Here is a 24805-nt window from a genome sequence, read left to right as displayed (position 1 = left end):
GTTTATGCTGTTATTTTATGCGGCTATTTTGTTTTACGCCACCCTGGCCGTTGGGTTGGTTACAGTACATCTCATCCGGCAGCGTTGGACACCCCCCTATCCCCCCACCGGCCAATTTTCGGTGGCGGTTATTACGCCGTGCAAAGGCCATACCGACCCTTATTTTGAAGATAATTTGCACCGAATTATCCAACAGGACTACGGCGGCCCGGCGCGATTCATCTTTGTGGTTGAAGACGAGTGCGATCCGGCGCTGCCTTTTTTACGCGCTTTAGCCCGGCAATTTGAGCAAGTGCAACTCTGCATTGCCGGCCCGGCGACGCAGTGCGCCCAGAAAGTTTTTAATATTTTGCAGGGGATGAAGGGTGTGAACGCTGATATTTTTTTGTTCGCCGACGCCGATATTAACCCTCACTCCACCTGGCTGCAAGAAATGGTTGCGCCTTTTCAAGACCCAAACATTGGCGCTGTCACCGGCTCGTATCGCCGCGTGCCTGTTAAAGCCCATTTTCAATGGGGTGACTACCTGGCCGGGATGGTCGCTGCTGCGCTGGATATTTTCCGGTCCGACGACCGGTTTTATGCGCTCTGGGGCGGTAGCATGGCCTTACGCCAATCCATCATTAAACAATATGCTCTGGACGAATATCTCTCTACCGCTATTGTTGACGACATGGTTTTGATGCAGGCCCTCCACCGCTACCGGATTCAACGCCGCTATGTGCCCAGTTGCACGGTTAAGAGCTACTGCGACATATCGGTTCAGGTTGGGGTGGAGTGGTTGGAGCGACAATTCCAATACCTGCAAATTTGTGCTAATGGATTATATTGGTTGTTTATTATGGCGTTTTGGCCCTACATTTTTTTAGCCATTGCTTCGCCATTTGTGCTTATTTATGGTTTGGTTCAACAAAATTTACCGGCTGTAATTGGCAGTGTGAGCTTTTGGTTGTTGATGATGTTGCAGAGTTGGCTGATCAGTTTGAGTAACTACGTTAATCCGGCCAGCGTACCTCCCACCGACCAAAAATATCGGCTGCTCCGCTGGTGGTTAGCCACGCCCGCGGCGGTGTTGATTACCGGCTGGGTTTTGTTAAAAACCGCCTTGAGCGTAAAACAAAACCTGCTCACCATGAATTGGCGTGGCATTAAATACCGGGTCAACGTCAAGACCGGCCAGGTTGTTGAAATCAGCCGGCCACTTCCCTAATATCCCATCAACCCACAGCAGCGACGGCAGACCGGCATTAAACCTTCTTCGCTGATAGAACGCCTGAATTGGCGAGCGGCCTCGCTTTGCCAAATCTTGGTAATCGGGTCAGTTTTGATATTGCCGATCACGTAATCCCGGTAGTCACGGCACAGGCTAACGTTGCCGTTGCTGTCCACTTCTATGGTTGAATAAATATTGAAACACTGTTTGTAGCCAAAAGTGGCCGTGTGGTCTTGATAATATTGCCGCACCGCCTCCGGCGAGATGAGGTTGGGAAACATAATGGCCGGGCAGCGATTGTGTTTTTTTGATAATCGCCACATTTCTTCAAATTGGTCAAAAATAAGGCTGTGGTCAAAATCTTTCCAGTCGCCCACCCAGCCCCAATGGCTATGGGGCGCAAAGCCAAAACGACGCTCAAAGTCTGCCGTGTGTTCCCGGGCGGCAGGTTCATCTATCCACCAGGCCAGGTAAATGGTGTGGACATCGGCGTAGGGGCTAACGAGCCGGTAGATGTCGGCCAGGTGGTTAACGTTGTATTTGCTAATGGTGGTAATTGGCCCCAAAAAGGGATAAAGGCTGCCCTGCCGTTTTTTTTCGGCGCTGATGGTTTTGAGCGCGGCCATCACGTCGCTAAAATTGTCATCTTTGGGCGACACGCCGGGCCGCTGTTGGTTATGAATTTTGGCGGTGGGGCCGTCAATACTCAGCCACAATCCCTGGCAAGTTTCTATAATCTCATCAATATGCTTGACCACATTGACCCCATTGGTGACCATGGTGAGAGGCATGTGTCGAGCCGCGATATAGCGCATTAAGTCAAACAGGTCGGGATAAAGCATTGGCTCGCCGCCCCAAATATACCATATCGGCGACCAGCCCGCCTCAACGACCTCGTCCACAAGTTTTTTGTAAATTTCAAGAGATAATTCGCGCTGCTTTAAATCTTTGAGCGGTTGTTCGCGCAGATAACCCTTCTCGCCCCACTGGCCGCAGGTACAACAGCGTAAATTGCACAGATCGGTCGGGCGCAGGCTGATCTGCTGCACTGTGTCGCCCCAACCATCTGCCCCAAACGGATGCCGCCAGTTAAAAGTTTCTCGGGCCAATTGCAGCTTAAGAACGTGGGATACCGTAGGCCAATCATGCCACGCATAGTTAATAAATTCTTTAACCAAAAAGCCTGGAGGAACCCTCAAACGAAATTGCCACATTATGTTTTTGGCCTCTTGTAAAAAAGGTTGCGGTGGTATTATAATCTTTGAGGTTCAGGATTGGGAAATATGAGTGATAGCCTGCAACTGTACCGGTCCCTTCTGACTGCTTTGTGTACCCCTATTCCGTCCCATATTTTTGGTGAGTTGGTCTTGATGGTTTGGTTTCGGGCGGGCGATTGAAGCCGAGGCGTTAGCTTGTTCAATCTACCAATCAACCATATGATTAAGCTCCCATTGTTCAAATCAGATTATGCACTATCGTATGAAAGATCAAAAAGGGCTTGAAAAATTCAAAGGTGTTGTTGACCAGATTGTGTCTGTTCCTGAAAGTGAATGGGAACATTTTGTTCAACATCTTTCTGAACGTATCTTTGAAAAAAACGACTATCTGGTTAGAGCCGGTGATGTGGTCAACAACTTTTACTTCATCAACAAAGGATTGGTCAGATTTTTCTATTGCACCGAAGATGGGAAAGAATTCAACAAACATTTTTCTATGGAGAACGGCTTTGCCGGTTCTTTCCATTCATTAATTCTGCAAGCGCCTTGTCCCTTCTTCATTCAGGCTCTTGAAAAAACTGAAACAATTGTTTTGCCTAACCGCGTATTGAACGAGTTTTACGATCGACATGCCTGCTGGGAACGACTTGGCCGCAAGATGGCCGAATATCTGGTTTTGGTCAAAGAAGCGCGCGAAAAAGAGTTGCTGCTTGATTCTCTGGAAATCCGTTATCAAAGGTTTCTCAAAGAATTTCCCGGTCTGGTTGACCGGATTCCCCAATATCATATTGCCTCTTTTTTAGGCGTCACTGACGTCGCTTTATCCCGCATTCGCAAAAAAATCAAATAGATTTCCAAAATATTAACCCAGGTTAATGATATTACTTGTGATGTCTGTTATCTTACGCATGGGATGCTTCCGAGATCTATTCACCTTCACACCGGCGGTCTACACCACGTTTGATTGTTGGGCCAATGAGACAGCGTGAAGCATAGTTGAAATTCAAGCTTAAACATAAATAGAGTAAATGGTTTAATGAATGGAGATTTATCTGATGAGTCAACAAAAAGGAGTAAATAGACGACGTTTCCTGATCGGGATTGGTGCGGCCGGACTTGGTCTGGCAACCTGTGGTGGCGCAGGAGTGTTGGCGGTACGAGAACCCCACATCGCATTCAGCGAATTGAGTTGCGGCCAAGGGGTGAGTGACCAGGGCAAAGTGCTGGTGACGTATGCCAGCCAATTCGGTTCCACCGGTGAAGTGGCCGCCGCTATTGCCCAAACGCTTTGTGGAAGCGGTATGGCTGCGGATGTCAAGCAAGTGACCCGGGTTGATGACCTGTCATCCTATCGCGCTGTTATTGTGGGCGCGCCGGTTCACTCGAGCGAATGGATGACTGAAGCGGTAGACTTTGTCAGCGCAAATCAGGAATTACTGAGCCAACTTCCCGTTGCTTACTTTCTCACGTGTATGACGCTGGCCGTAACCGACCGGCCGGCAGAGTTACAAAAGATAGACAATGTGCTGGAAAAGGTGCAAAGGGATATCCCGGCTGTGATACCGGTTGGAAAGGGTTTGTTCGCCGGAGCATTGGATTACGGCAAAATGTCCTTCATGTATCGGATGATGTATAACATGGTTTCCCCGGATAATACCACAGGCGATTTTCGTGATTGGACGGCCATTTGCGCCTGGGCAAATATCATTGGATCAAAATTATTAGAAAGAGGAGCGTAAAAATGAACCCTATCTTGATTGCATTTGAACAGCTTAGTTTTTTGATGTTGTTGTGGTTGTTTTATTTCGCCTTTGTTATTCACGAGTTGGAAGAATGGAACATTACCGAATTTGAGCGGCGGAATTTCATCGGCGTCCCCCCCATAGTCACCACGAGAAATGCTCGAGTGTGGATTGGCATCATCTGTACGGCAGGTTTGGCCTGGTGTGCTGTGGCCACATTGCCCGGAAATCCGACGGTAGCCGCTTATGTGTTTCTTCCGGCGATTGCGCTGGCTGTTGGGAATGCCCTTCAGCACATTTTTTGGACCTTCTATTTTAAGCAATACGCCCCGGGAGTTGTTACGGCGGTATTGTTTATCATTCCGTTGGGCTGTTACATTGTGGTGAAGGCGCTGCAAGAGGGATACGTATCACCGTGGTATGTGGTAGTTTTGGCAGGGCTTATTGTAATCCCGCTGTACCATACCGTGAAGGCCGGCAATGAAATGACACCCTCCATCCGGGCCATCTACAACCTTGGCAACTGGGTTGCGGAGAAATTCTAAAAACCGTCTCTATAAAACCAGATTGGCGTAAACACAAACTCAATTTGGGGAAATTGGCTATGGACATTAAAAACAAAACCATCGTGATCACCGGCGCATCAAAAGGGCTTGGCCGAGAAACAGCGATTCACTTGAGCCAAAAGAAGGCCAATGTCATTTTGATCGCGCGGGCTGAATCATCGTTGCGGCAGGTTCAAGACGAGATAAAGGCTCTTACCGGCAACGCTCCGTTGATTATCAAAGGCGACATCTCTTCTGAGAAAGATGTGGATCGTATGGCGACAATGATTAAAGAGAAGTTTGAGCGGGTTGATGTGCTGATCAATAATGCCGGGTTTGGGACCTACCGGGTATCGGAAGAAATTTCAAACCAGGAGATGCGCAGGCATTTTGAGGTGAATTTCTTTGGTGCGTATTACTGTATTAAATCTCTGCTGCCGCTCATCAAGCAGAGCCACTCAGGATATATCTTGAATATCGGCTCTTTGTTTAGCCAAATCGCTTTGGCTGAGAACAGTGTTTATGCGGCCACTAAATTTGCCTTAGCCGGTTTTACTGAAGGATTGCGACGCGAGTTGAAACCGTTCGGGATTGGGGTTGGTCTTTTTCTCCCGGGGTCAATGAAAACCTCTTTTCAAGAAAACAAGGGAGAAAGCGCCTTAAAATCCCCGGAAGCTATGATGCTTGATTCCAAAAAGGTCGCCCTGACTCTGGAAAAAATGATTTGCCGGCGAAAGAAAAAAGTTACCATGCCTGTTTGGATGATGCTGGCTCTCAAAGTCAAATACATGTAACTGATAAATACCCGCGTGATGGTATTCTGTCAGTGCAAAATACGACGGAATACAATCTCCATCATTATCCAGCCACCACCGGTTTAGGTCCTCTGGATCATGCCACCGTGAAAAGTAGTCAAGGGATACCGGCGCAAGTTCAGATCATCCAGGTTTCAGATCAGGAAAGTGACATCTATGAATACTTTGTTCATCCTTGGCCAGAGCATATTGAGTTGTTAGTGCGTGTCCATCATTGTCGTGAAGTAGCCACTAAACAAAGAGAGGTCCGGGCCACCCTGACCGCCAGTCCGGTGCGGAGCAAAATCGTGGTTGAGGTCAGAGCGGCGAAAGAGCGTCCGGCTCGCATGGTCACCTGTCAGGTTTACTACAAACCGGTCAAGCTCCGACCACCCCGCCCACGCCCCGGTTTGTCTCTTGATTTGAAACCCGTCAACCTGTATGCCATCCTCATTCGAGAAATGAACCCGCTTAAGGGTGTCGAAGTTCTGGAATGGTTGTTACTGACCACCTTGGCCGTGAGCCATTTTTTGTTGACCACCACTGCCAGCGTCTCTGTGGTATAATAGTTAATGTTAATCGTTTCACCTCTTGGTTGGATTGGTTCACATCACAAGCCCCTTGCACACAAGCCTCAAAAAAAGATGGCAGCCGCAAATGCCACTATTTGTCTAGATATTGCAAAAAAGTTGCCGGTAATATTAATCTTATCCTAATGATATATGTATAATATATAGACAAATACTAAACAACAAATTCATAAGGAAGATATGACCACAGCCATTTGGTGGATCCGTCGCGATCTACGTTTGTCCGACAACCAGACGCTTAGCAAGGCTTTGGCCTCTGCCACCCAGGTCGTCCCCCTGTTCATTTTCGATCCGATATTGCTCAACTCGCCTTATGCAGGCCGCAAACGGTTGGCTTTTTTAGGGGCAGGTCTGCGCCGGTTAGACGCCGATTTGCAGGCCAGGGGCAGCCGCTTGATTATCCGGCACGGCGAGCCAAAGTCTGAGCTAACCCGGCTGCTGGCCGAAAGCAAAGCCGACTTAATCTTTGCCGAAGCCGATTTTTCGCCCTATGCCCGCCGCCGCGATGAAAAAATCGCTATGGCCTTACCCCTACAAGTAAGCGGAGGGCTAACGGTTCACCATCCCTCGATAGTGTTGAAAACAAACGGCCACCCCTATACGGTGTTTACGCCCTTTAGCCGGGCCTGGAAAAACTTGCCCATGCCCCAAGCGCCAGACTTGCTGTCTGCGCCGGAGATGATCTCAACGCTGGCAACGTTGGCCAGCGAAGACATCCTCCCCCAACCAGACCTCTCGCGGCCAACACCTTTTCCGGCAGGTGAAACCGAAGCCCAACGCCGGCTGGCCCACTTTGCCCGGCAGCGGATTTTTGATTACGCCAATCAACGCAATCGGCTGGATAGGGCCGGTACGGCGCAACTCTCGCCGTACTTGCGCCTGGGCATGCTCTCGGCGCGGCAAGCAGCGGTTGCTGCGCGTCAGGCTATCAAAACTGCGCCCAACGCCCAGGCGCGCAAAGGAGCCGAAACCTGGCTCAATGAACTGATCTGGCGAGAATTTTACATGTCAATTTTGTATCATTTTCCCCAGGCGCGCGGTCAAAGTTTCCGGCCCCAGTACAACCGGATACCCTGGTTGAATGATGAAAACGATTTTGCCGCCTGGCGCGAGGGTCGCACCGGCTACCCGGTGGTAGACGCGGCTATGCGCCAACTGGCGCAAACCGGCTGGATGCACAACCGCGCCCGGATGATTGCGGCCTCGTTTCTGGTTAAGGATTTGCTCATTGATTGGCGTTGGGGCGAACGCTGGTTTATGCAGCAGCTAATTGATGGCGACCCGGCGGCCAACAACGGCGGCTGGCAGTGGGTTGCCGGCGTCGGCACCGATGCCGCACCCTATTTTCGGGTTTTTAACCCCATTTTGCAGGGGCAAAAGTTTGACCCCCATGGCCACTATGTGCGCCGTTGGGTGCCGGAACTGGCCGGCGTGCCTGAAAAATATATTCATACACCCTGGCAAATGCCGCTGGCTATGCAGCAAAAAACCAAGGGCCTGATTGGGCGTAATTACCCGGCTCCATTAGTAAACCATATCAGGGCGCGCGAGCGCGTTTTGGCGGCTTATGCCGGGGCCAGAAATAGTCAGACATTTCCGGCCGGATAAGAAATGAATTTGAAGCATCGTCGTATAAAGACAAACCGGAAAAATATTTCGGGATGATTCATAACTCTGTTGACACTTTTTCACCTGACGAACGACAAACGACCATTGACGAACAAAAATAGCCGAATGTCCGCCATTTTTGTTCGTCAATGGTCGTTCGTCGAAAGTGTAAAATTAATTCTCGTGTTTTATGAACCATTCCAATATTTCAAAAATATTTACCTTTCTGACAGAAGATGTCAGGAATTACGCGGTAAATTAAGCTATGCCTGTGCCAAAACCAACTTTGGCACAGGGGGAATCAGGAAAGGAGGTTACAATGTCTAATCTGGCCTTTCTTTCGTTGGGATCAAACATTCACCCGGAAGAAAATCTGGCAAAAGCGGTCGAGATGCTGGCCCGGGCCGGCAAATTGGTGGCTGTTTCGCCGGTTTGGGAAACCTTGCCCTGGGGAGTTGCTGAGCAACCTAATTTTCTAAATGCGGCCACTGTGGTTGAAACCAATTACCCGCCGGAAACGTTCAAACACAAGATCATCCGCCGGATTGAGGATAAGTTGGGTCGCGTGCGCAACGGGGATAAATTTGGCCCTCGCCCTATTGATATTGACATCATGCTCTTTAACGACCAGATTTTTGACCTGGATAACCGGCATATTCCCGACCCGGAAGTTATAGAACGTCCTTTTGTGGCCATCCCCTTGGCTCAGATTGCGCCTGATTATCGGCATCCTGAAACCGGCCAAACTTTGCGCGACATTGCCCGGCGTTTTGACCGCAATGAGCAAAAAATGCGCCTGCACCCGGCTGTATCGCAAGCATTGGCCCAACTTGTTCCCAAACCGGGTTTGGGCCTAAACACGTTTGAGAACCCAAAAAACCTAAGTTGACAAATTTTATGTAAGGAGAGAAAAAAATGGAAACCTTTATTATGGATGTGGAACGATTAGAGGAATTGTTCCAACTCAGTCCTAACGGGACGCATAAAGAGGAAAAAGACGAGAAAAAGGCGGCCATCGAAGAATCCGTCCGCACGCTTTTACTCAATGTGGGCGAGGACCCCAACCGCGAGGGGTTGCAACGCACGCCGGACCGGGTGGCCCGCATGTACGATGAGTTATTGGCCGGTTACCACACCGATCCGGTCAAGATGATCAACGAGGCCCTGTTTACGGTTGATTACAGTGAAATGGTTATAGTTAAGGATATTGACTATTATAGTATGTGCGAGCATCACATGCTGCCTTTTTATGGTAAAGTGCATGTGGCTTACATTCCCAACGGCAAGGTGATTGGCTTGAGCAAAATCCCCCGCATCGTGGAGATGTTTGCCCGCCGTTTGCAGGTGCAAGAGCGCATGACCGAGCAAATTGCGGACTTTATCAATGAAATCCTCAATCCGCAAGGCGTGGCCGTAGTGGCCGAAGGGGTCCACATGTGCAGCATGATGCGCGGCGTGAAAAAAGCCAATGCCAGTATGGTTACCAGCGCCGTGCGGGGTCTTTTCAAAAACGATCCCAAAACCCGGTCCGAATTTATGGAGCATATTGGTCGTCGCCGGTTTGATGATTAGGGATGAGCTATTTTACTTTTCTGGCTCTGTTTCTCCTTATTCCCCTGGCGGTGCTTGGTGGCTTAACCTGGCGCGATAGGCAGCGGGGGATCACACTGCCCCATGAATGGCAAAGTTATCCGGCCTGGATAGTGCTGCTGGCGCACGTGGTAGTGGCCGTTGTTTATACCACCCCCTGGGACAACTACCTGGTGGCCACGGCCGTATGGTGGTACAACCCCACTCTGGTTACCGGCGTTACCCTGGGCTGGGTGCCAATTGAGGAATACATTTTTTTTGTGTTGCAAACTTTTCTGGCCGGGTTGTGGTGGTTGTACCTGGCCCGCCGGCTCAAGTTTGACCCCCGGCCCCTGCCTTACGCCCAACAACTACGCCGGATCTCAACGGCGGTTTTGGGTTTAATTTGGGTAATAGCGGGGCTTATCCTGGTCCGGGGTTGGGCGCCGGGCACATACCTGGCCCTACAGTTGATCTGGGCTTTGCCGCCCATTATGCTGCAAACAGCCTTTGGCGCCGACATCCTCTGGCGACACCGGCGGCTGGTGGCGGCAACCCTGTTGCCCTTGCTGTTTTACCTCAGCTTTGCCGACGCCCTGGCCATTCAATCCGGCACCTGGACCATCAACCCGGCCCAATCCCTCAACATCTTTCTGGGTAACCGTTTACCCCTGGAGGAATTCATCTTCTTTTTGCTGACCAATATCCTGGTTATTTTTGGAATGATGTTGGTCTTGGCCCGGGAAGGCCAGGCGCGGGCGCCGGCGTGGATAAAAAATGGCCTCACCCGGGTTCATTTGACGGCGAGCGGCCCTGTAAAGTTGGGTAGTGAGCCGGGCGCTTAATATTCAGCCGCAAGCTGTTTGGACCCTTACGATAAATTCAACCGGAACCCGTATCCCCGCACGGTTTCAAACAGCTTGTTATCCGGGTCAATCTCGCCGATACGCTCGCGCAGGCGGCGGGCCAGGGCGTCAATGGCTTGTTCTGAAACGCCTTCCGCCTCATCCGCCGACCAAACGGTTTCCACCACCTTGTCCCGCGAAACCACGTTGCCCGCGTTCCGGTATAAAAGTTCTAACAAGGTGTACTGGGCTACGGACAGCGGCGGCGCAACTTCCTGGCCGTTGATCCACACCCGTTTGGCGGCAAAATCCATTTTAATGGCCGCTTCGCGTCGTTGCAGGGGCACGGCCGGCGCGGTGGCGTCGTCTTCAATAAAGGTTAGTTTGGCGCACAGGGCAATGCTTAACTCGTCGCCGGTGCGGATAAATTGAGGCTCGGCGGAAATGGCTTCGCCGTTGAGAAAGGTGCCGTTTTTGCTGCCTAAATCGCGGATAGTATAACCTTTGGGGGTACGGCTGATTTCGGCATGGCGCCGGGATACCTGGCGGTCGTCAATTTGCACGTCGCTGGTGGCGTCGCGGCCAATAATCATGGTCGGCTCGGTTAAAAACCACTGTGTTTTGGGACTATTTCCTTCCTGCACCAATAACATAGCGACTTCTTGATACATCATTGTGGTTGCCTCCTGCATAAATTCATAAATTAGGCCTGAAGCTTTTGACAGAAAAGGTTTGTTAGATTAAGCTATCATTGGGTAAATTTGTATCTTACCTCAAAGGAGGATAGTTGCGGCCGTTCAACGGCGGCCGTAAGTATCAACACGCCAAAAGTTGGAGAAGAAAAAGTTAAAATGTCAGGAATATTGAATTCCGGCACTATTTTGTGGTCTCGGTATCGCATTCTGGACCTGGTGGGTCAGGGGGGAATGGGAGCCATTTACCAGGCCGAAGATCTGCGCCTGGAAGGTCGCCTGTGCGCCATTAAGGAAGTTTATTTAGACCCCAATGCCTCCAAAGAACACCAGGAGCAAATTCAAGCGGCCTTTCACCGGGAAGCAAGTGTATTGGCCCGTTTAGACCATCCTAACCTGCCCAAAGTGTCGGATTTTTTCTTTTTTAATGGCCGTGAATACCTGGTAATGGATTTTGTGCCTGGCCAAGATTTACGCGAAATCATTGAAAACGCCAGACATCGTCAAGCCTTTATTCCTGAAAAGCAGGCGCTCCTCTGGACCGAGCAGTTGATCAACGCTTTGGAGCACCTGCATCAACAAGACCCTCCTGTTCTCCACCGGGATATAAAACCTTCAAATATTAAAGTTACCCCTAACGGCACCATTAAACTGGTTGACTTTGGCCTGGTCAAACTGTTGCTGCCCGACGATAATCGCACGGTGACAGTTTTGCAAGGCCGGGTAACCATCCAATATGCGCCCCTGGAACAGATTGGGGGCGACACCGGCCATACCGATGGTCGCTCCGATGTTTATTCGTTGGGCGCTACCCTGTACCACCTGCTCACCAACCAGCCACCGCCCGATGCCAAAACGCGCTACATTCAGGCTAAAAAACAACCGCCTCTGAGCATCAGAACTATTAACCCTGATGTTTCGCTGCAAACAGAGCATGCCGTGCTTCACGCCATGGGCTTGCACCCGGAAGAACGTCCGGCCAACATTGAACAATTTCGGCGAGAGTTGCTCACCGGCGCGCCGATTGTGGTGAACGGAGAGCGAGTTAATGGCTGGCGGGCTGTTTTTTGGCGCAACCGGGTTTTACTGGCGCTCATTGCCGCCCTCCTGATCCTGGCCGTCATTCTCACTTTCACGCCCGGCTTGACTGTGGAGAATGGATTGGAGACGGGCCGGCAGACCCCCATTAGCGAAATAAGCCCCTAAGCTGCTCTCCCTCCAAAACGCTTTTAAACGTTCCACATCTTTTACCCAGAAAATCCGGCCCGGCTTCAAGAACCAGGCCGCCACCCCCAAAATAGCAAACACCAGGCTGATCAGCGGCGCTACCCAGTGACCTGCCGCACCCCGTTCGGCCAGGGATGAAGCCGGATACATCATAGCCAAAATGGTGTAACCAATGTAACCTACCAGGCCAATGGCTACGGCCACCAGGGTCGGGCGGATGCGTTCCTCTAACGAAAAACGATCTCCACCCAAGGTAAAAGCAATGCCTCCAATCAGGATCATGCCTACCAGCGAATAAAACAGGTCAATAAAGGATACAGGTTTTGGCGGCGGAAGTGGCACCAGGGCGGGGGTGGGGACGGGCGTGGGGGTTATGGTCGGCGTATTTTCCACGGTAGGGGTCATGGTGAAAGTAGACGTGGGGGTAGAAGTCTCTGTAGGAGGTGGGGTAGGGGTAATGGTAGGCGTGGGAGTGTTAACAATGCCGGGGCCAATGTCAAAAGGAACGGCCTGAGTGGCCAGGTCGCTTGAGGCGCTTACCTGCAAAGGCGTGTCCCGGTCTTTGACAATGGTGATTTCGGCCACGCCACTCACGGTGCTGGTTCTCAACGGTTCCAGCGACAGCCCTTCCAATGGATAGAATCTAAAAAAATCTACCGGCGTGCCATCGGGCACCGGGTGGCCATTTTTATCAACAATCACACTGGTGCGGAACAGAATACTCTCGCCCACGGCCAAATCTAAAGAGGTGCGTGGTTCGGGTTGTTCTTCCAGGGGATTAATGTTGCCGTCTTTGTCAATAGTTTGCACCGGTTGCAATTGGATAACCTGGGTCGGGTCGGGATTGAGATCAAGGGGGCCGAGGGCCGGTATTCTCACCGGCGAAGCGCCAACCGGCTCAAATTGCTGAAACAGCAGCCGGGCGGCGGCTTCCAGATAATCGCGTCCTCTACTGTAAAAGCCGTAGTAAGCGGTCAATTGACTGATCTCTGTTTCGTCTAAAAAATAAGGGGCGTCAAAGGCAAACAACACCAGCTTTTTGTTGCGCAGGGTATCGTAGCGCTGACGCAGGAGTTCTCTAACTGCATCAGATTGGGGATATTTTTCGCTATTGATATCAAGCATAACAAAGATGATCCAATTGGCGGCTTCAATCCTGGCTTGGGTGACAGTGCTACCGAGCGGGGCTTCTTCGGCCAGCATTGCTTTTAACTGGGTAAAACTAAGGCTGGTGATTTGTTCCGGCTGTATTTGCCCGGTGGCTTCCGGGCCAAACAGTTGCAAAATAATTTCCTGCAAAGCCGTTGTCCCAACCAGGTCAAACTCAGGACAAGTGGGGCAATCCTGGGCCTGCCGGTTGTCGGTAAAAATGAGAATACTCTCGCCAGGCTGGGGGGGGTCTGGGAGAGGGTCTACCTCTGCTTGAGTCATTGGCGTAATCAGAGTGACGCCGGCTTGCACAATTTGATCAAGGTCTATGGCCCGCTCATTTAAGAGGGCCAAATCTTCTACCTGTTTTTGCGGATTGGTTTCTAACAGGTTTGGGCCGTACAGTTTTAGTTTGGCTTTGATGATGCGCTTGACCGCTTTGTCTACCGCCGCCTGGAAATTAGGGTCCCCGGCGTATTTTTCTTGAAAAAAGCCAATGGCATTTTTGATATTGACCATTTGGTTTTCAGGTTTATTGGCAAAGGAAAAATTGGTCAGCAGCAAAATATCGCTGCCGGCCAAAAAGGCATCTTGGGCCAAACGCCGCGCGGGAAAATTATCGCCGGTAGTAATCCCTTCCAGCGCAGCCGGTGCGCCCAATGGCGCGCTGACAATCAGGCCACCGGCTTCACGCCAGGGCACAAACTCTTTCAAAGCCAAAATAGTGGGCAGGTTTCTGGCATCCAGGCTGATGGGCACATTGCCCCGCAAACCCTGGTAGCGGACATGGGCCGTCATCAAACCATCCGTTAAACCAGCCATGTCTTGCGGTTTTTCCGGGTCAAGACGGGTTACCCGGAAAAAAGGGCGTAATTCCGTTTCACGCAAATCATCCAACGATTTTAAAATGGTGGGTACGCCCTGGTTGATCTCCCGGTCGCTGCTGCCAAAGCCGGGAAAATGTTTGGCAACGGTGAGCACCTGGTTGGCGCTGCCCTCGTGAACCCCATTAATATAAGCCTGGCCCATTTTGCCCACCCAAAAGGGATGTCCCCCAAACGTGCGCGTCCCCAACGACCCGCCCCGTTCCGGGCGAGGATTGTCCAGAACGTCTAACGAGGGGCCAAAAAGCATATTAACGCCCAATAGCGATAACTCTTGGCCCACGGTCTGGCCGATTAAACGAGCATTTTCTGGACTCCAGGTTGCCCCCAGAGCCATTTGATTTGGGATGTCAGTCAGGCCGCCCCGAATTTGAGTATAGGGGAAGCCATTCCCTTCATGGCCAACCGCAATGAACAGAGGCAGGGGCGGGTAAGTTTTAACGGTGGGCGTGGTGGTAGAGGTTGGGGTAAGAGAGGCAGTGGTGGCAAGGGGTGAGGTGATGACCAGAGTAGGGGTAATTATTCCGCTTTCGGTCAAAGAGGGGGGCGCTTCTTGGGCCAGCGTTTGCAAGGCATTGGTCAGGGCCAACACTTGCAAGGGGGCATCCGGGTTGTTGGTGAAATTTTTATTTTGAGCGGAAAGCACAACGCCGCCAATGCGATAGGTTTGAATCAGTTCAGCCAGGTCAGAATCAGGGCCTACGTCGGCGCCATTAAAGGAGACCATAAAGAGTTGTCCGACTCGCTCGGTGGGGGTTAAGGCCAGAAATATTTCTTCAACAACGGGAGCAAAGGTGCTATCAGTCTCCTGGGCTACGGTCGGAGAGGTTAAAAAGAGAGTCAGCAGCAAGACGGCAACGACCAAGATATAAGATTGTGGTTTAAGGGCAAGTCCGGGCACCAAAAATATTCCCTGATTTCGTAAAATGATTTGGGATAAAGTATACCGCCGATTAGGTGTGTCGTCAACACACACTTAATTTCCTTTCCCAAAGATTCTCAGGGATGAAGGTTTAAGCCGTTGCTGGCGTATAATTAAGTCTCAACAGATTTATGAGGGGGGAGGAAGATTTATGAGGGGGGAGGAAAGAAGACCTATCATGAAAAGAAAAAACCAATCGGATTTTAAACTGTGGTCAAACTGCGGTAGGCTCCCATGACGCCCTTACAATCTTTATATGCCGATGCCATGTTCCGGTTGTCAAATTTAACCTGGCTGGAAGGGCTAGATTTACTGCTGGTCAGCATGGCCTTTTTTGTGTTACTCAACTTGATCCAGCGAAGCCGGGCCGGTTTTTTATTGCGCGGCACGCTGGCCCTGGGCGCGCTCCTGCTCATTGTCACCATTGTCTTGCCCCTGCCCGCCTTTGATTGGCTGGTGCGGGTTTCCCTGATTGCCCTATTGGTAGGCACGCCCATTATTTTTCAGCCGGAACTACGCCGTTTATTGGAACGTTTGGGCCGCAATACGGCCATTGGCCGGGCCGTGCGGCAGACGGCCACAGAGTCGATCTTGGCCAGGTTAATGCCGGCGATTGAAAACCTATCCAGAAGTAAAACCGGGGCCTTGATTGTTTTAGAGGGCAACGACTCGTTGCAGGAGATAGTGGAAACCGGCATCCCTTTTGACGGTCAGGCCACCGGCGAGTTACTTCAATCCATCTTTTATCCCGGCACACCCCTACACGATGGCGCGGTGATTATTCGCGGCGATCAGATAACGGCCGCCGGCTGCGTATTGCCGCTCACCCAAAACCCCCTCCCCGCCGAACGCCGCCTGGGCACGCGGCACCGGGCCGCCGTGGGCCTTTGTGAAAACTACGACGCCCTGGTGATTGTGGTGAGTGAAGAAACAGGCGAGATTTCGGTGGCGCGTGACGGCCGCTTGTGGCGCCCCCTCAAAAGCACCACTCTGCGGGAACAGGTGTTTAATTTTTATGCGCCTCTTACTGCTCAACCATCCTCCCTGTCGCTGCGTCATTTTATTCTTCAACTCTGGCCACAGTCCGGCCAACCATCCTTGTTGCGCCGCCTTTGGCCATACTTTAACCTTATGTTGATTTCTCTGTTGTTGGGGGTGGCGGCCTGGTCGTTTGTGAGTGAGCAGACCAATCCGGCGCGGCGGTATAGGGTGGATAATATCCCCCTGCGGGTGGTGGATTTGCCGGTCAACAGCGCCCTGATGACCCCCCCGCCGGCTACGGTATCGGCCATAGTGCAAGCCACGGCCGAGGTGGGTTTGACCCTTCGCCCCGCCAGTTTTCAGGCGGTTGTCTCTTTAAAGGAGGCCTTGCCGGGCTTGCAACATTCGCCTATTCAGGTCAATTCCGGCGCTGCCTCGGTGCGGGTATTATCGGTAGACCCTCCCATCCTGGATCTGGAGATAGCGCCGGTTATCAGCAAAACCCTGCCTGTGGCCATAGATTTGCCCGATCAACAAAACCTATCGCCGGCCTACAGAATCACGGGCCAACCTGCCGCTGTGCCGGCGCAAGTTCAGGTGAGCGGGCCGGAACCGCTGGTAGAAGCCGTCAGCCGGGTTCGCACTTCCGTGTCTTTGGCCAATGCGGGGGCGTCGCTGCAAGAAACCCGCCCCTTGCAGGCATTAGACCAAGATGGCCGTGAAATGACCGGGATCAACCTGGAACCCGCCCAGGTCCGGGTCAATATTCCCATCCAGCAGCGCGCCAACGCCCGCGACGTGGGGGTTCGGGTGGTGCCCAGCGGTCCGCCGCCCTTGGGCTACTGGTTAAGCGGCCTGAACGTTAGCCCGGCCAGTGTGGCCCTGCAAGGCCCGCCGGAACGTTTGGCGGAAATAGGCGGGTTTATTGATACCGTGCCCATAAACATCAGCCAGGCCTTTGGCAACCTGGAAACTCAGGTTCCGCTTGACTTGCCGGCCGGGGTGCAGGCTTTGGATACCAACAACGGCAGTGTAGTGCGCGCCGTAAACGTCACCGTCCAGATCAAGGCTCGCACCGGGGACCTGCTGGTTGCCCGCCCGGTGGAATTGCCCGGCCTGCCGGCGAGCATCACGGCTACCCTCAAGCCTCCCACCGTAGACGTGCTGCTCAGCGGGCCGTTGCCTACGTTGCAGCAGATCGAGAACGACCCCATCTTGATCCGGGTATGGGTGGACCTCAACGGCCTTACGCCAGGCGAAAATGTTGAACTTGTGCCCAGTATTATCACGCCCGATGGCATCCGGGCGCAGCTTATGCCGCCCGCAGTGCTGGTCACAATGTCCAATAATGCTTATACCTGGCAAGAAAGATAGCCGGTTCAGGTAATCGGCTTTTTGGCCGGTAGACCGGGCCGGCGCGGATATTGTTTTGGCGTGGGTTTTTGTTTATGAATAACCACCAGGTGGCGTTCGGCCTCCAGCCCCGGCACGTCAACGGGCAAAATCTGGCCCATCTGGCCGCCTAAAATCCCCAGGGCCTGGACCGCTGTTCTGACTTCAACGGCGGGATGCCGGCCTTTTTGGACAATCACCCGCCCCCCCACTTTGACCAAAGGCAAGGTGTATTCGACCAGCATAGGCAGCGCGGCCACGGCCCGAGCTACGGCCACGTCGTACTGCTCGCGGTGTGCGGCCTGCTGACCGGCCTCTTCGGCGCGAGCGGTCAAAACGGTTACGTTGTTTAATTGCAGAAGATCAACTAAATGTTGGAGAAATGCGGTTTTTTTGGCGGTTGATTCCAGCAGCGTCAAGTGTATCTCGGGCCGGGCAATTTTGAGGGGCAGGCCGGGAAAACCCGCGCCCGCGCCCACGTCAATGATAGAAAGATCTGGGGGTAAGTTTGGCAAAACCAGGCAAACAGAGAGCGAGTCGAGAAAATGTTTCACCGCAATTTCTTCCGGCGCGACAATGCGGGTGAGATTGACTTTCTGATTCCAGGCAATGAGTGCCCGGCTGTATTGGGTAAAAGCGTTGAGTTGGGTATGGGTGAGAAAAAGGTTGAATGACTGGGCGTTATCATAAAGAAGTTGTTGCATTTTGGTAAATATCAATCCCTATAATTCATTCAAACCTGTGACTTTTCTCCCTCGTTACTTTTATCCGGTCAAAATCCCGCGCCACCGTGGTGTTGGGAAAAATAGCGCGCGCTTCGTCCTCTACGTCTTGGTCACGGTAGCGGCGGGAGAGATGGGTTAAGTAGAGCCGCTGCACGTTAGCCTGGCCGGCCAGTTGCGCCGCCTGGGTAGCGGTGATGTGGCCAAAACGGTGGGCCATTTCTGCCTCTGCATTGAGATAGGTGGCTTCAATGATCAGGGCATCGGCATTTTGGGCAACTTCCAGCAAATCATCCGTGCGCCCGGTATCGCCTACAAAAACCAGCTTGGCCCCGGGCACTGCCGGCCCCAGCACCGCATCGGGCTGAATCACCTGGCCGTTGGCCAGGGTAACGGCTTTGCCGGCCACCAATTGCCGCCGTTCCGGGCCAACGGGCACGCCCAGGGCTTCGGCTTTATCGTTTAAAAAGGGGTGGCGCACTTTTTCTTGAAATAAAAAACCAAAACAATCCGCGCCCCGGTGGGTTACCGGGAAGGCGCTTAATTGAAAGGCGTCATCCTCAAAAATAAGGCCGGGTTTAAGGGAAATGAACTTGAGTTTGAGGGATAATTTATCGGCGCGCAGAACCACTTTGAGCAACAAATCTTTAACGCGGGCCAGGGTGGCCGAACCGCCATAGATTTCCATAGAATCAATGGCTTCCCAGCGGCTAAAGGTGGAAGCCAGCCCTCCCAGGCCCAGAATGTGGTCCAGGTGGCCGTGGGTGAGCAATATTTTATTGAGCCGTTTGAAGCCCAGGCCGCTGCGCAAAATTTGGCGTTGAGTGCCTTCGCCGCAGTCAATCAAAAAACGATGCTCCCGGTACAACACTATATTGGCCGAAAGCCCGCGCTGAATGGACGGGGCTGAAGCGGAGGTGCCAAGAAAGATAACTTCAAACATGCGTCAGGTGTTCCTTTTTGGATAATGCATTTTGGCGGATGGCCTACGTAAAACCCCAAAATGCGCAAGGCGAATACTATTTACCGCGGAATATCGTTGCGGGTCAGCCACAGAATATCAGCAGATTTGAGCAGGATAACCTGGTCGGGCAAAGGGTCCAAATCCGAGGGCTGCATATCGGCTTCGCCCTCGTACTTTGGCGGGCTGGGCCGGCGGGAGATGCGGCGCAAAGCCAATTCAACGGTGTTTTCTTCATCGCCTACCAGCCGCATCTGGTAGAGGTCGCCTTCAAAGTATTCGCCGTTACGTAATTGAATCCTGAGGTGGGGTGGAATTAAACCAAGTTGGAGCGGCTCGATTTGGAGCATGGTGTGCCACAGCAGAAAAGGTTCCGGCGGGTCTTCGCCCATAATTCTTTTCCACCAGCGCGGGCGGCTGGCCCCGGTGCGAGACCCCAAAAAGGCCGCAAAACGGCGGGCCAGCACCAAACTAAAGGCCAGATAAAGAATAGTAAAAAAGATGATCAGGGCTGAAATGGGCAAAGGATAGTTGATAAGCGGAATAGTTGGGTCAATATAAGTGTTGAGATAAAGTATATTGCCGGTAATGGCCCAGAAACCCAATAAGCCCAAAGCAATGCCGGTGAACAACGTGGCATGGATAATGGCGCTGCCAATAACGGCCAGCACAAATTGGGCAAAAGCGTTGGGGGCAGCATAGTAGCGCGGGCGATAGGCCATATAAGTGCGCATGTACAAAAAACCGGGCGCAATAAAAAAAAGCAATAAAACAATGCCTTCAATATTCAGGTTCAGGCTCATTGGTTTAATCTTTCAGGCATATTGGCAATTTATTTTTTTCTGTATTTCTGTAAGGGCCAGGGCGATAGGTCCGGGGTAAATTTTACCGGCTGCAAAGCCGCAGCCGCCTGGATAGCGTTATTCTGATTTTCCTGTACTTTCTCCAATATCTTAAAAGCTTCGCGCACCACTTCCCGAAGACGTTTAAGGTTTCCGGCCACTTTACTCTTGTCAATAAATTCAAAAGCCTTATATTTCTCCTGAGCCTCTTCCTGCAAAGCGCGTTCTGGGTAGCCGGTGAGCACAATTGAGTTAATGCGATGTTCGGCCAATTGTTTTAACAACTCCATCCCCTGGCGGTCATTCTCGTCTGTGGGGCTGAGGCGCAGGTCAACAATCACCAGCTCCGCTTCTCTTTTACGAATCACGTCCATAGCGGCCTGGTAATTATCAACAGTTTTGACCTCATAGTCGCTTTTTAAAACGTCTTGTAAGATTGCCCGCCAATCGGGCACATCATCAACCACTAAAATACGTTTGCGCATCATGTGTTCTCCAATAATTTTATAACCAGTAATACCTTACCCAGCCATCTTACCCTATTCTGTCCAGGAACGCAACGGCGGGGGGTGCGGCAAGGGGTTGCAAGGCAGCGTTACGGTAAAGGTTGTGCCCTGGTTGGGCTGGCTCTCAACCGTAATTTCGCCGCCTTGCTGCTCTAAAAAGGTTTTGACCCACCACAAACCAAAACCCAGGCCGCGCGGATTGGTGGTATAGAACATATCAAAAATCTGGCCGAGTTTATCTTTGGGAATGCCCGGCCCATTATCGGTTACCTGCACAGAAACGCAGTTGCCCACCGCAAAGGAAGCAATGCGGAGCAGGCTGACGGTTTGGGTCATGGCCTGGACAGCGTTGGTGATTAGCTCTACAAAAATGTCTACCAATAAATCGCTGGTATTTACAGCCGGCAAGTCGGGGTCCAGGTGGCACACTACTTTGATATTGGCCGGGATTTCAATAGAGGCCAGCGCCCGTTTCACCAATTCGTTAACCTCTTGCGCCTCCGCCGGTTGGTGGCGAAAACGGCGCAACAGGGCCATGGCCAGGTCAACGGTGTAAAGGGTGTTGCGCTCAATGCGGCCCAAATTTTCGTCAACTTCTTTTCTCAGGTCAGGGGACATGTCCACTTGCTGCAACAACTCGGCCAGATATTGGGTGGTCATCGGCACCAAAGCGGTAGTGTTATTGATGCGATGGGCCAGGTTGCCGGCCGCCTTACCCAATACGGCCCACCGCTCGGCGGCAATACGCCGGGCCTGGGCCTCCCGGAGCGCCGCATTGCTTTGCATTAAGGCCGTATATTGCTGGGCGTTTCTCAGGGCAATGGCGGCAGAGGCAGCCACCAGCAGCAGCAGTTCAACATCCCGCTGGCCAAAATCGCCTTCCTTTTTGTTGAGCAATTCCATCACGCCCAAAATCTTGCCCTCGGCAATGAGGGGGACGGCAATGAGTTTTTTGGTGGTGAAGCCGGTCAAGCGGTCGGCCACGGGAGACCAGCCGGGGTCTTGCTGGGCATTGTTGACAAGATGGGGGATGCCGGTTTGGGCCACCGTGCCAATAATGCCTTCGCCAAAGGGCATCAAAAAGTCGCGCAAGGTTTTTATCTCGTGACCCTCGCCGTCGTAAGCGGCCTGAAAAATCACCCCGCCTTTTTCTTCCGACACCAGGGCCAGGGAGCCGCACTCGGCCTCAAAAATCTCGGCGGTGCGCTGGATGAGCAGGCGAGGAATTTGTTCCACATCCAGGGTGCTGGAAACCAACCGGCTCACGTGATTGATAAGTTTGAGATCGCGGCTGAACTCTTTGGTGGTGGCATAAAGCCTGGCGTTTTGAATGGCAATGGCGGCCCAATCGGCCAGCGCGGACAAAAGCTTCTGGTCGTCGCCGGTGAAAGCCCGCGTCTGGCGGCGATTATCAACCCCCAGCACGCCAATCACCTCCGGCCCCACTTTCACCGGCACATTCACCAAAGAATAAACGGTTAAGCCGGTTTTTACCTTCAGGCTGTTGCTATCCCTGGCCAGGATAATCGGTTCGCCGTTTTTGACCACCTGGCCGGAAATGGAGTCGTTAACCCGGATGCGGAAATCCTGCGTGGCCTCAATTCCCAAATTGGTCTGCGCCCGCAGGTACAGGTCGCCGCTGGTTTCATCAACCAGGAGCAAATAAGCTTCATCGGCCCCGGCCAACTTGACCGCAGATTTGACCAGCAGGCTGAGCACGGCCTCCAGGTCCAGCAGCGCGGTGACGGATTTGCCAATTTTAAACAGGGTTTCCAACTCCTGAACTCGCTGCGTAAGCTGCTGGTTGGCCTCCACCAACTCGGCGCGTTTGGCCAAAACCAGATCACTGGTGGAGGGGGGGCTGGCCAGCGCAGAATGAATAACGGAGGCCAATTCGGCGGGCGTAAAGGGTTGATTGAGCCAGCCAATGATGTTTGGATAATTAAAATCCCTATCCGGGCCAAACGATTTCCCGTTGGCTCCCACCAATACCACTGGCAAATCAACCTCTTGCGCGGTCAATTGGGCCAAAAGCGTTGAAGCCGGGGGGTCGGCCAAATTGGCATTGAGCACCACCAAATCAAGCCGGGTGGTTTGCAGAACGGCCAGGGCCGCCTGCCCGCTGGTTTGATGACGCACCACCAGGCCATATTGTTTTTCCAGGCTAACGCGCAAAGAGGCATCGTCGGTGGGAGCAATAATTAAAATACGAGGATTTTTACCGCCAGATGGCATAACTACCCTTCAATCACCATAAAGCCGGATGAGATTGTTTTCCGGTTCAATTTTAGCTACCGGGCCAAAAAATTGTTCAACCACCCAAAGGTTGGTGCGCGTGTGTTCAGAAATCCGCTCGGTTGATAAAACAGCCGGGTGGCCGCAGAGCGCCAGCGGCAAAATAAGTTGATCGGCCAGATGTTCGTCCAGCGCCGCGCCGCTGCGCTGAAAGGCCAACAAGTGCTGCACGGCTTCTTGGGCCACTTGTTCCGACCACAGATTTCTCAACCCGGGCACAGGCGTAAAAAATGTTTCTGGCCCCGGCAGCCGCGGCCAGGATTCCGCTTCGGCAGGGGTATTGGCCTCACTATTCCGACCCGGAATCTCAACTTTTATTTTTAAGGCAAATGGGTTGAGCCAAAATGGTGGCCAGGGTAACAGCCGTGCGGAGTATTTGGCCGCCCCCTTCACCGTAAACGCCGTCAATGGTCAGCATTTTATCTCTTTTTAGTTTAATTATACCACAAGCCGGAAGCAGAATCGAGATAACCAGATGGGCCGTTTTTAAATTGCTGTTGGAATTTGCAGAAATTCAGTCCTTCAGTAACATATATTTGGTTAGGGCAAATGCCCACTTTTTGGGGTTGATAAAATAGGCCCCTGGCATGTACTATAAAGAAAGGGAATATTGCTAAACTATGGCGTCAGAAGCCGTTGTCCTCGGCCAGGCGTTGTCAAAGAAAGAAGGGAACAAAAAAAGTTATTGTATGTTTAACAAGGAGATGATATTCCTGATGAATACGCAGTCACAAAATTCGATTACCCAAAAGCTAACCGAAGTTATTGACTGGCTCACTCAGAAGCGTTGGTCAACTGCGTCGCCCCAAACAACAGATGATTTATATCCAGAAATCAAACAATTGGAAAAAGCACTGTCTAACGCCCCTACCCGACCGACCCGGATTGTGCGTAATAAGGTTGAGTTGTTGGAGCCGGTTACTGAACAACAGAAAATCTTGGATATGGCCGGCTAACCCGGCCTTCACAAAAAAGATAACATAACAAAATCCCGCCGAAAGCTCAGGCGGGATTTTATTTAGCCGCCACGTTTTGACCTAAAGTTTTCACTCTGAAGCAATGGTATATCCCCGGCGAGGAATAGTTAAAATAAATTCCGGGTTGCCGGGATCAGCTTCAATTTTCTGGCGCAAATTTTTAATGTGCATGCGCACCAGGTCGGGGCTACCGCTCTCCGAAGGATAGTCCCAAACCTCTTGCAACAAACGCTCACTGGTAAAAACTTCTTGGGGATGCATCATCAAATGGTAGAGCAAATCAAATTCAATGGGGGTTAGTTTGGCCTGTTTTTTGCCCGTGGTTACCTGATAGCTGTTCCGGTTAAGCACAAGATCGCGGATTTGAATGTTGGCGCTGGTCAGGGAAACAGGCGGGGCGACTCGGCGCAGGATGGCCTTGATGCGCAGTTGGAGTTCTTCCAGGTTGAAGGGTTTGGTTAAATAATCATCGGCCCCGGCCCGAAAGCCTGCCACCCTATCTTCTGGCCGGCCCAGGGCCGTTAAAAATAGAATGGGGATATTGGCCAGGGTCGGGTCAAGCCGCAATTGGCGACAGGTTTCAAAACCATCCATATCTGGCATCAGCACATCCAGCACAATGAGGTCTGGCGGATGACGTCGAACTTGTTTCAGCGCTTCCACCCCACTATAAACCACAAAAACTTTGTAATGATGACGCAAACTTGCTTCAATAGATTTAGCCACTTCTACGTCGTCATCAACAACAAGGATTCGTGGTAGAGGGGTTTCTGTTGCTGAAGACATAGTCATAACAATTTTTCCTCTCCAGGAGCCCCAGGATTATTGTTAAAGAATGGCTATCTTCTCTTCTGTAACCGCACTATTTTGAGAGATACCTTACCTGGAGTTCCCCTAAACCTTTGACCAACGCTGTGCCGGTATTATAACATAAGGTCGTCGCCGCGCCAATCACCCAAAAGGCTATCCCAAATTTAACTTGGGATTAATTTATAAATGATACGATGGCCTCACTCAAAGTAGAGTAAAATAGGAGTAAAAATTATTTAATAACCTGAGTTCGGGATAACTAAATGAAGTCAGGGAAAAGAGCTAATTGTTCAGGAGTAAGCTTAAGGGCAGGCTTCTTTTC

22 protein-coding genes are annotated in these 24805 nt (G+C 51.8%); 13 read left to right on the top strand and 9 right to left on the bottom strand.

Annotated features, from left to right (window positions below; all coding sequences use genetic code 11):
* Nucleotides 1-4 precede the first annotated feature (4 nt).
* On the top strand, nt 5-1210 hold the full coding sequence (locus JW953_22910) for a glycosyltransferase family 2 protein (GenBank protein MBN1995557.1): 1206 nt from the start codon (nt 5-7) through the stop codon (nt 1208-1210).
* Here the strand turns inward: JW953_22910 and JW953_22905 are convergent.
* Nucleotides 1207-2427 carry a radical SAM protein gene (locus JW953_22905; protein MBN1995556.1) on the bottom strand — a complete coding sequence of 407 codons (1221 nt, stop codon included), beginning with the start codon at nt 2425-2427 and terminating at the stop codon, nt 1207-1209. The two genes, JW953_22910 and JW953_22905, sit on opposite strands and share 4 nt — an antisense overlap.
* A 265-nt stretch (nt 2428-2692) precedes the next feature.
* On the opposite strand from JW953_22905, the gene JW953_22900 reads away from it, so the two are divergent.
* The 9 genes from JW953_22900 (at nt 2693) to JW953_22860 (ending at nt 10123) form a co-directional block, all read left to right on the top strand.
* Nucleotides 2693-3280, top strand: a complete 588-nt coding sequence (locus JW953_22900; protein ID MBN1995555.1) for a Crp/Fnr family transcriptional regulator — start codon at nt 2693-2695, stop codon at nt 3278-3280.
* A 205-nt stretch (nt 3281-3485) separates the two neighbouring features.
* Nucleotides 3486-4169 (top strand): flavodoxin domain-containing protein, encoded by a 684-nt coding sequence (locus tag JW953_22895; protein ID MBN1995554.1) that lies wholly within the window; start codon nt 3486-3488, stop codon nt 4167-4169.
* Between the two features lie 2 nt (nt 4170-4171).
* Nucleotides 4172-4717 (top strand): HXXEE domain-containing protein, encoded by a 546-nt coding sequence (locus tag JW953_22890; protein ID MBN1995553.1) that lies wholly within the window; start codon nt 4172-4174, stop codon nt 4715-4717.
* 59 nt (nt 4718-4776) lie between these two features.
* Nucleotides 4777-5511 (top strand): SDR family NAD(P)-dependent oxidoreductase, encoded by a 735-nt coding sequence (locus JW953_22885; protein ID MBN1995552.1) that lies wholly within the window; start codon nt 4777-4779, stop codon nt 5509-5511.
* 107 nt (nt 5512-5618) lie between these two features.
* On the top strand, nt 5619-6077 hold the full coding sequence (locus JW953_22880) for a hypothetical protein (GenBank protein MBN1995551.1): 459 nt from the start codon (nt 5619-5621) through the stop codon (nt 6075-6077).
* Nucleotides 6078-6281: 204 nt separating this feature from the next.
* Nucleotides 6282-7709: a deoxyribodipyrimidine photo-lyase gene (locus JW953_22875; protein MBN1995550.1), complete on the top strand. Its 1428-nt coding sequence runs from the start codon at nt 6282-6284 to the stop codon at nt 7707-7709.
* Between the two features lie 319 nt (nt 7710-8028).
* Entirely contained in the window at nt 8029-8598 is a 570-nt protein-coding gene (gene folK / locus JW953_22870; protein MBN1995549.1) for a 2-amino-4-hydroxy-6-hydroxymethyldihydropteridine diphosphokinase, read from the top strand.
* Between the two features lie 41 nt (nt 8599-8639).
* Nucleotides 8640-9281, top strand: a complete 642-nt coding sequence (gene folE, locus JW953_22865; GenBank protein MBN1995548.1) for a GTP cyclohydrolase I FolE — start codon at nt 8640-8642, stop codon at nt 9279-9281.
* Between the two features lie 2 nt (nt 9282-9283).
* A complete protein-coding gene (locus tag JW953_22860; protein MBN1995547.1) occupies nt 9284-10123 on the top strand; it encodes a lycopene cyclase domain-containing protein in 840 nt (279 codons plus the stop codon).
* Nucleotides 10124-10149: 26 nt separating this feature from the next.
* On the opposite strand, the gene JW953_22855 is transcribed toward JW953_22860, so the two are convergent.
* A complete protein-coding gene (locus JW953_22855) occupies nt 10150-10797 on the bottom strand; it encodes an FHA domain-containing protein (protein MBN1995546.1) in 648 nt (215 codons plus the stop codon).
* Nucleotides 10798-10974: 177 nt separating this feature from the next.
* Here JW953_22855 and JW953_22850 point away from each other — a divergent pair, with 177 nt between their 5' ends.
* The gene (locus JW953_22850) at nt 10975-12021 is read left to right on the top strand and encodes a serine/threonine protein kinase (protein MBN1995545.1); all 1047 of its coding nucleotides are present in this window, start codon (nt 10975-10977) and stop codon (nt 12019-12021) included.
* A 3210-nt stretch (nt 12022-15231) separates the two neighbouring features.
* On the top strand, nt 15232-17352 hold the full coding sequence (gene cdaA, locus JW953_22845; GenBank protein ID MBN1995544.1) for a diadenylate cyclase CdaA: 2121 nt from the start codon (nt 15232-15234) through the stop codon (nt 17350-17352).
* 5 nt (nt 17353-17357) lie between these two features.
* On the opposite strand, the gene rsmG is transcribed toward cdaA, so the two are convergent.
* The 6 genes from rsmG to JW953_22815 form a co-directional block, all read right to left on the bottom strand.
* Nucleotides 17358-18074, bottom strand: a complete 717-nt coding sequence (rsmG, locus tag JW953_22840) for a 16S rRNA (guanine(527)-N(7))-methyltransferase RsmG (protein ID MBN1995543.1) — start codon at nt 18072-18074, stop codon at nt 17358-17360.
* A gap of 25 nt (nt 18075-18099) precedes the next feature.
* Nucleotides 18100-19035 carry a ribonuclease Z gene (locus tag JW953_22835; GenBank protein MBN1995542.1) on the bottom strand — a complete coding sequence of 312 codons (936 nt, stop codon included), beginning with the start codon at nt 19033-19035 and terminating at the stop codon, nt 18100-18102.
* An 80-nt stretch (nt 19036-19115) separates the two neighbouring features.
* A complete protein-coding gene (locus JW953_22830) occupies nt 19116-19856 on the bottom strand; it encodes a hypothetical protein (GenBank protein MBN1995541.1) in 741 nt (246 codons plus the stop codon).
* A gap of 29 nt (nt 19857-19885) precedes the next feature.
* Nucleotides 19886-20383: a response regulator gene (locus JW953_22825; protein MBN1995540.1), complete on the bottom strand. Its 498-nt coding sequence runs from the start codon at nt 20381-20383 to the stop codon at nt 19886-19888.
* A 51-nt stretch (nt 20384-20434) separates the two neighbouring features.
* Nucleotides 20435-22636, bottom strand: coding sequence for a GAF domain-containing protein (locus JW953_22820; protein ID MBN1995539.1), 2202 nt, complete (start codon nt 22634-22636; stop codon nt 20435-20437).
* 367 nt (nt 22637-23003) lie between these two features.
* Complete coding sequence (locus JW953_22815) at nt 23004-23114, bottom strand: hypothetical protein (protein ID MBN1995538.1); 111 nt, start codon at nt 23112-23114, stop codon at nt 23004-23006.
* Between the two features lie 298 nt (nt 23115-23412).
* Between JW953_22815 and JW953_22810 the strand changes: the two genes are divergently transcribed.
* Nucleotides 23413-23652, top strand: coding sequence for a hypothetical protein (locus tag JW953_22810; protein ID MBN1995537.1), 240 nt, complete (start codon nt 23413-23415; stop codon nt 23650-23652).
* A 90-nt stretch (nt 23653-23742) separates the two neighbouring features.
* Here the strand turns inward: JW953_22810 and JW953_22805 are convergent, their stop codons facing one another.
* The gene (locus JW953_22805; GenBank protein ID MBN1995536.1) at nt 23743-24465 is read right to left on the bottom strand and encodes a response regulator transcription factor; all 723 of its coding nucleotides are present in this window, start codon (nt 24463-24465) and stop codon (nt 23743-23745) included.
* Nucleotides 24466-24805 lie beyond the last annotated feature (340 nt).

It is taken from the genome of Anaerolineae bacterium (assembly GCA_016931895.1).
In the GTDB taxonomy this organism is placed as follows: domain Bacteria; phylum Chloroflexota; class Anaerolineae; order 4572-78; family J111; genus JAFGNV01.
This window is presented reverse-complemented; position numbering and strand designations above follow the sequence as displayed.

What these genes read in the sequence shown, in the direction of transcription:
- JW953_22910 (MBN1995557.1), top strand. Translation starts at nt 5, where the DNA reads ATGCTGTTATTTTATGCGGCTATTTTGTTTTACGCCACCCTGGCCGTT.
- JW953_22905 (MBN1995556.1), bottom strand. Translation starts at nt 2,427, where the DNA reads ATGTGGCAATTTCGTTTGAGGGTTCCTCCAGGCTTTTTGGTTAAAGAA.
- JW953_22900 (MBN1995555.1), top strand. Translation starts at nt 2,693, where the DNA reads ATGAAAGATCAAAAAGGGCTTGAAAAATTCAAAGGTGTTGTTGACCAG.
- JW953_22895 (MBN1995554.1), top strand. Translation starts at nt 3,486, where the DNA reads ATGAGTCAACAAAAAGGAGTAAATAGACGACGTTTCCTGATCGGGATT.
- JW953_22890 (MBN1995553.1), top strand. Translation starts at nt 4,172, where the DNA reads ATGAACCCTATCTTGATTGCATTTGAACAGCTTAGTTTTTTGATGTTG.
- JW953_22885 (MBN1995552.1), top strand. Translation starts at nt 4,777, where the DNA reads ATGGACATTAAAAACAAAACCATCGTGATCACCGGCGCATCAAAAGGG.
- JW953_22875 (MBN1995550.1), top strand. Translation starts at nt 6,282, where the DNA reads ATGACCACAGCCATTTGGTGGATCCGTCGCGATCTACGTTTGTCCGAC.
- folK (MBN1995549.1), top strand. Translation starts at nt 8,029, where the DNA reads ATGTCTAATCTGGCCTTTCTTTCGTTGGGATCAAACATTCACCCGGAA.
- folE (MBN1995548.1), top strand. Translation starts at nt 8,640, where the DNA reads ATGGATGTGGAACGATTAGAGGAATTGTTCCAACTCAGTCCTAACGGG.
- JW953_22860 (MBN1995547.1), top strand. Translation starts at nt 9,284, where the DNA reads ATGAGCTATTTTACTTTTCTGGCTCTGTTTCTCCTTATTCCCCTGGCG.
- JW953_22855 (MBN1995546.1), bottom strand. Translation starts at nt 10,797, where the DNA reads ATGATGTATCAAGAAGTCGCTATGTTATTGGTGCAGGAAGGAAATAGT.
- JW953_22850 (MBN1995545.1), top strand. Translation starts at nt 10,975, where the DNA reads ATGTCAGGAATATTGAATTCCGGCACTATTTTGTGGTCTCGGTATCGC.
- cdaA (MBN1995544.1), top strand. Translation starts at nt 15,232, where the DNA reads ATGACGCCCTTACAATCTTTATATGCCGATGCCATGTTCCGGTTGTCA.
- rsmG (MBN1995543.1), bottom strand. Translation starts at nt 18,074, where the DNA reads ATGCAACAACTTCTTTATGATAACGCCCAGTCATTCAACCTTTTTCTC.
- JW953_22835 (MBN1995542.1), bottom strand. Translation starts at nt 19,035, where the DNA reads ATGTTTGAAGTTATCTTTCTTGGCACCTCCGCTTCAGCCCCGTCCATT.
- JW953_22830 (MBN1995541.1), bottom strand. Translation starts at nt 19,856, where the DNA reads ATGAGCCTGAACCTGAATATTGAAGGCATTGTTTTATTGCTTTTTTTT.
- JW953_22825 (MBN1995540.1), bottom strand. Translation starts at nt 20,383, where the DNA reads ATGATGCGCAAACGTATTTTAGTGGTTGATGATGTGCCCGATTGGCGG.
- JW953_22820 (MBN1995539.1), bottom strand. Translation starts at nt 22,636, where the DNA reads ATGCCATCTGGCGGTAAAAATCCTCGTATTTTAATTATTGCTCCCACC.
- JW953_22815 (MBN1995538.1), bottom strand. Translation starts at nt 23,114, where the DNA reads ATGCTGACCATTGACGGCGTTTACGGTGAAGGGGGCGGCCAAATACTC.
- JW953_22810 (MBN1995537.1), top strand. Translation starts at nt 23,413, where the DNA reads ATGAATACGCAGTCACAAAATTCGATTACCCAAAAGCTAACCGAAGTT.
- JW953_22805 (MBN1995536.1), bottom strand. Translation starts at nt 24,465, where the DNA reads ATGACTATGTCTTCAGCAACAGAAACCCCTCTACCACGAATCCTTGTT.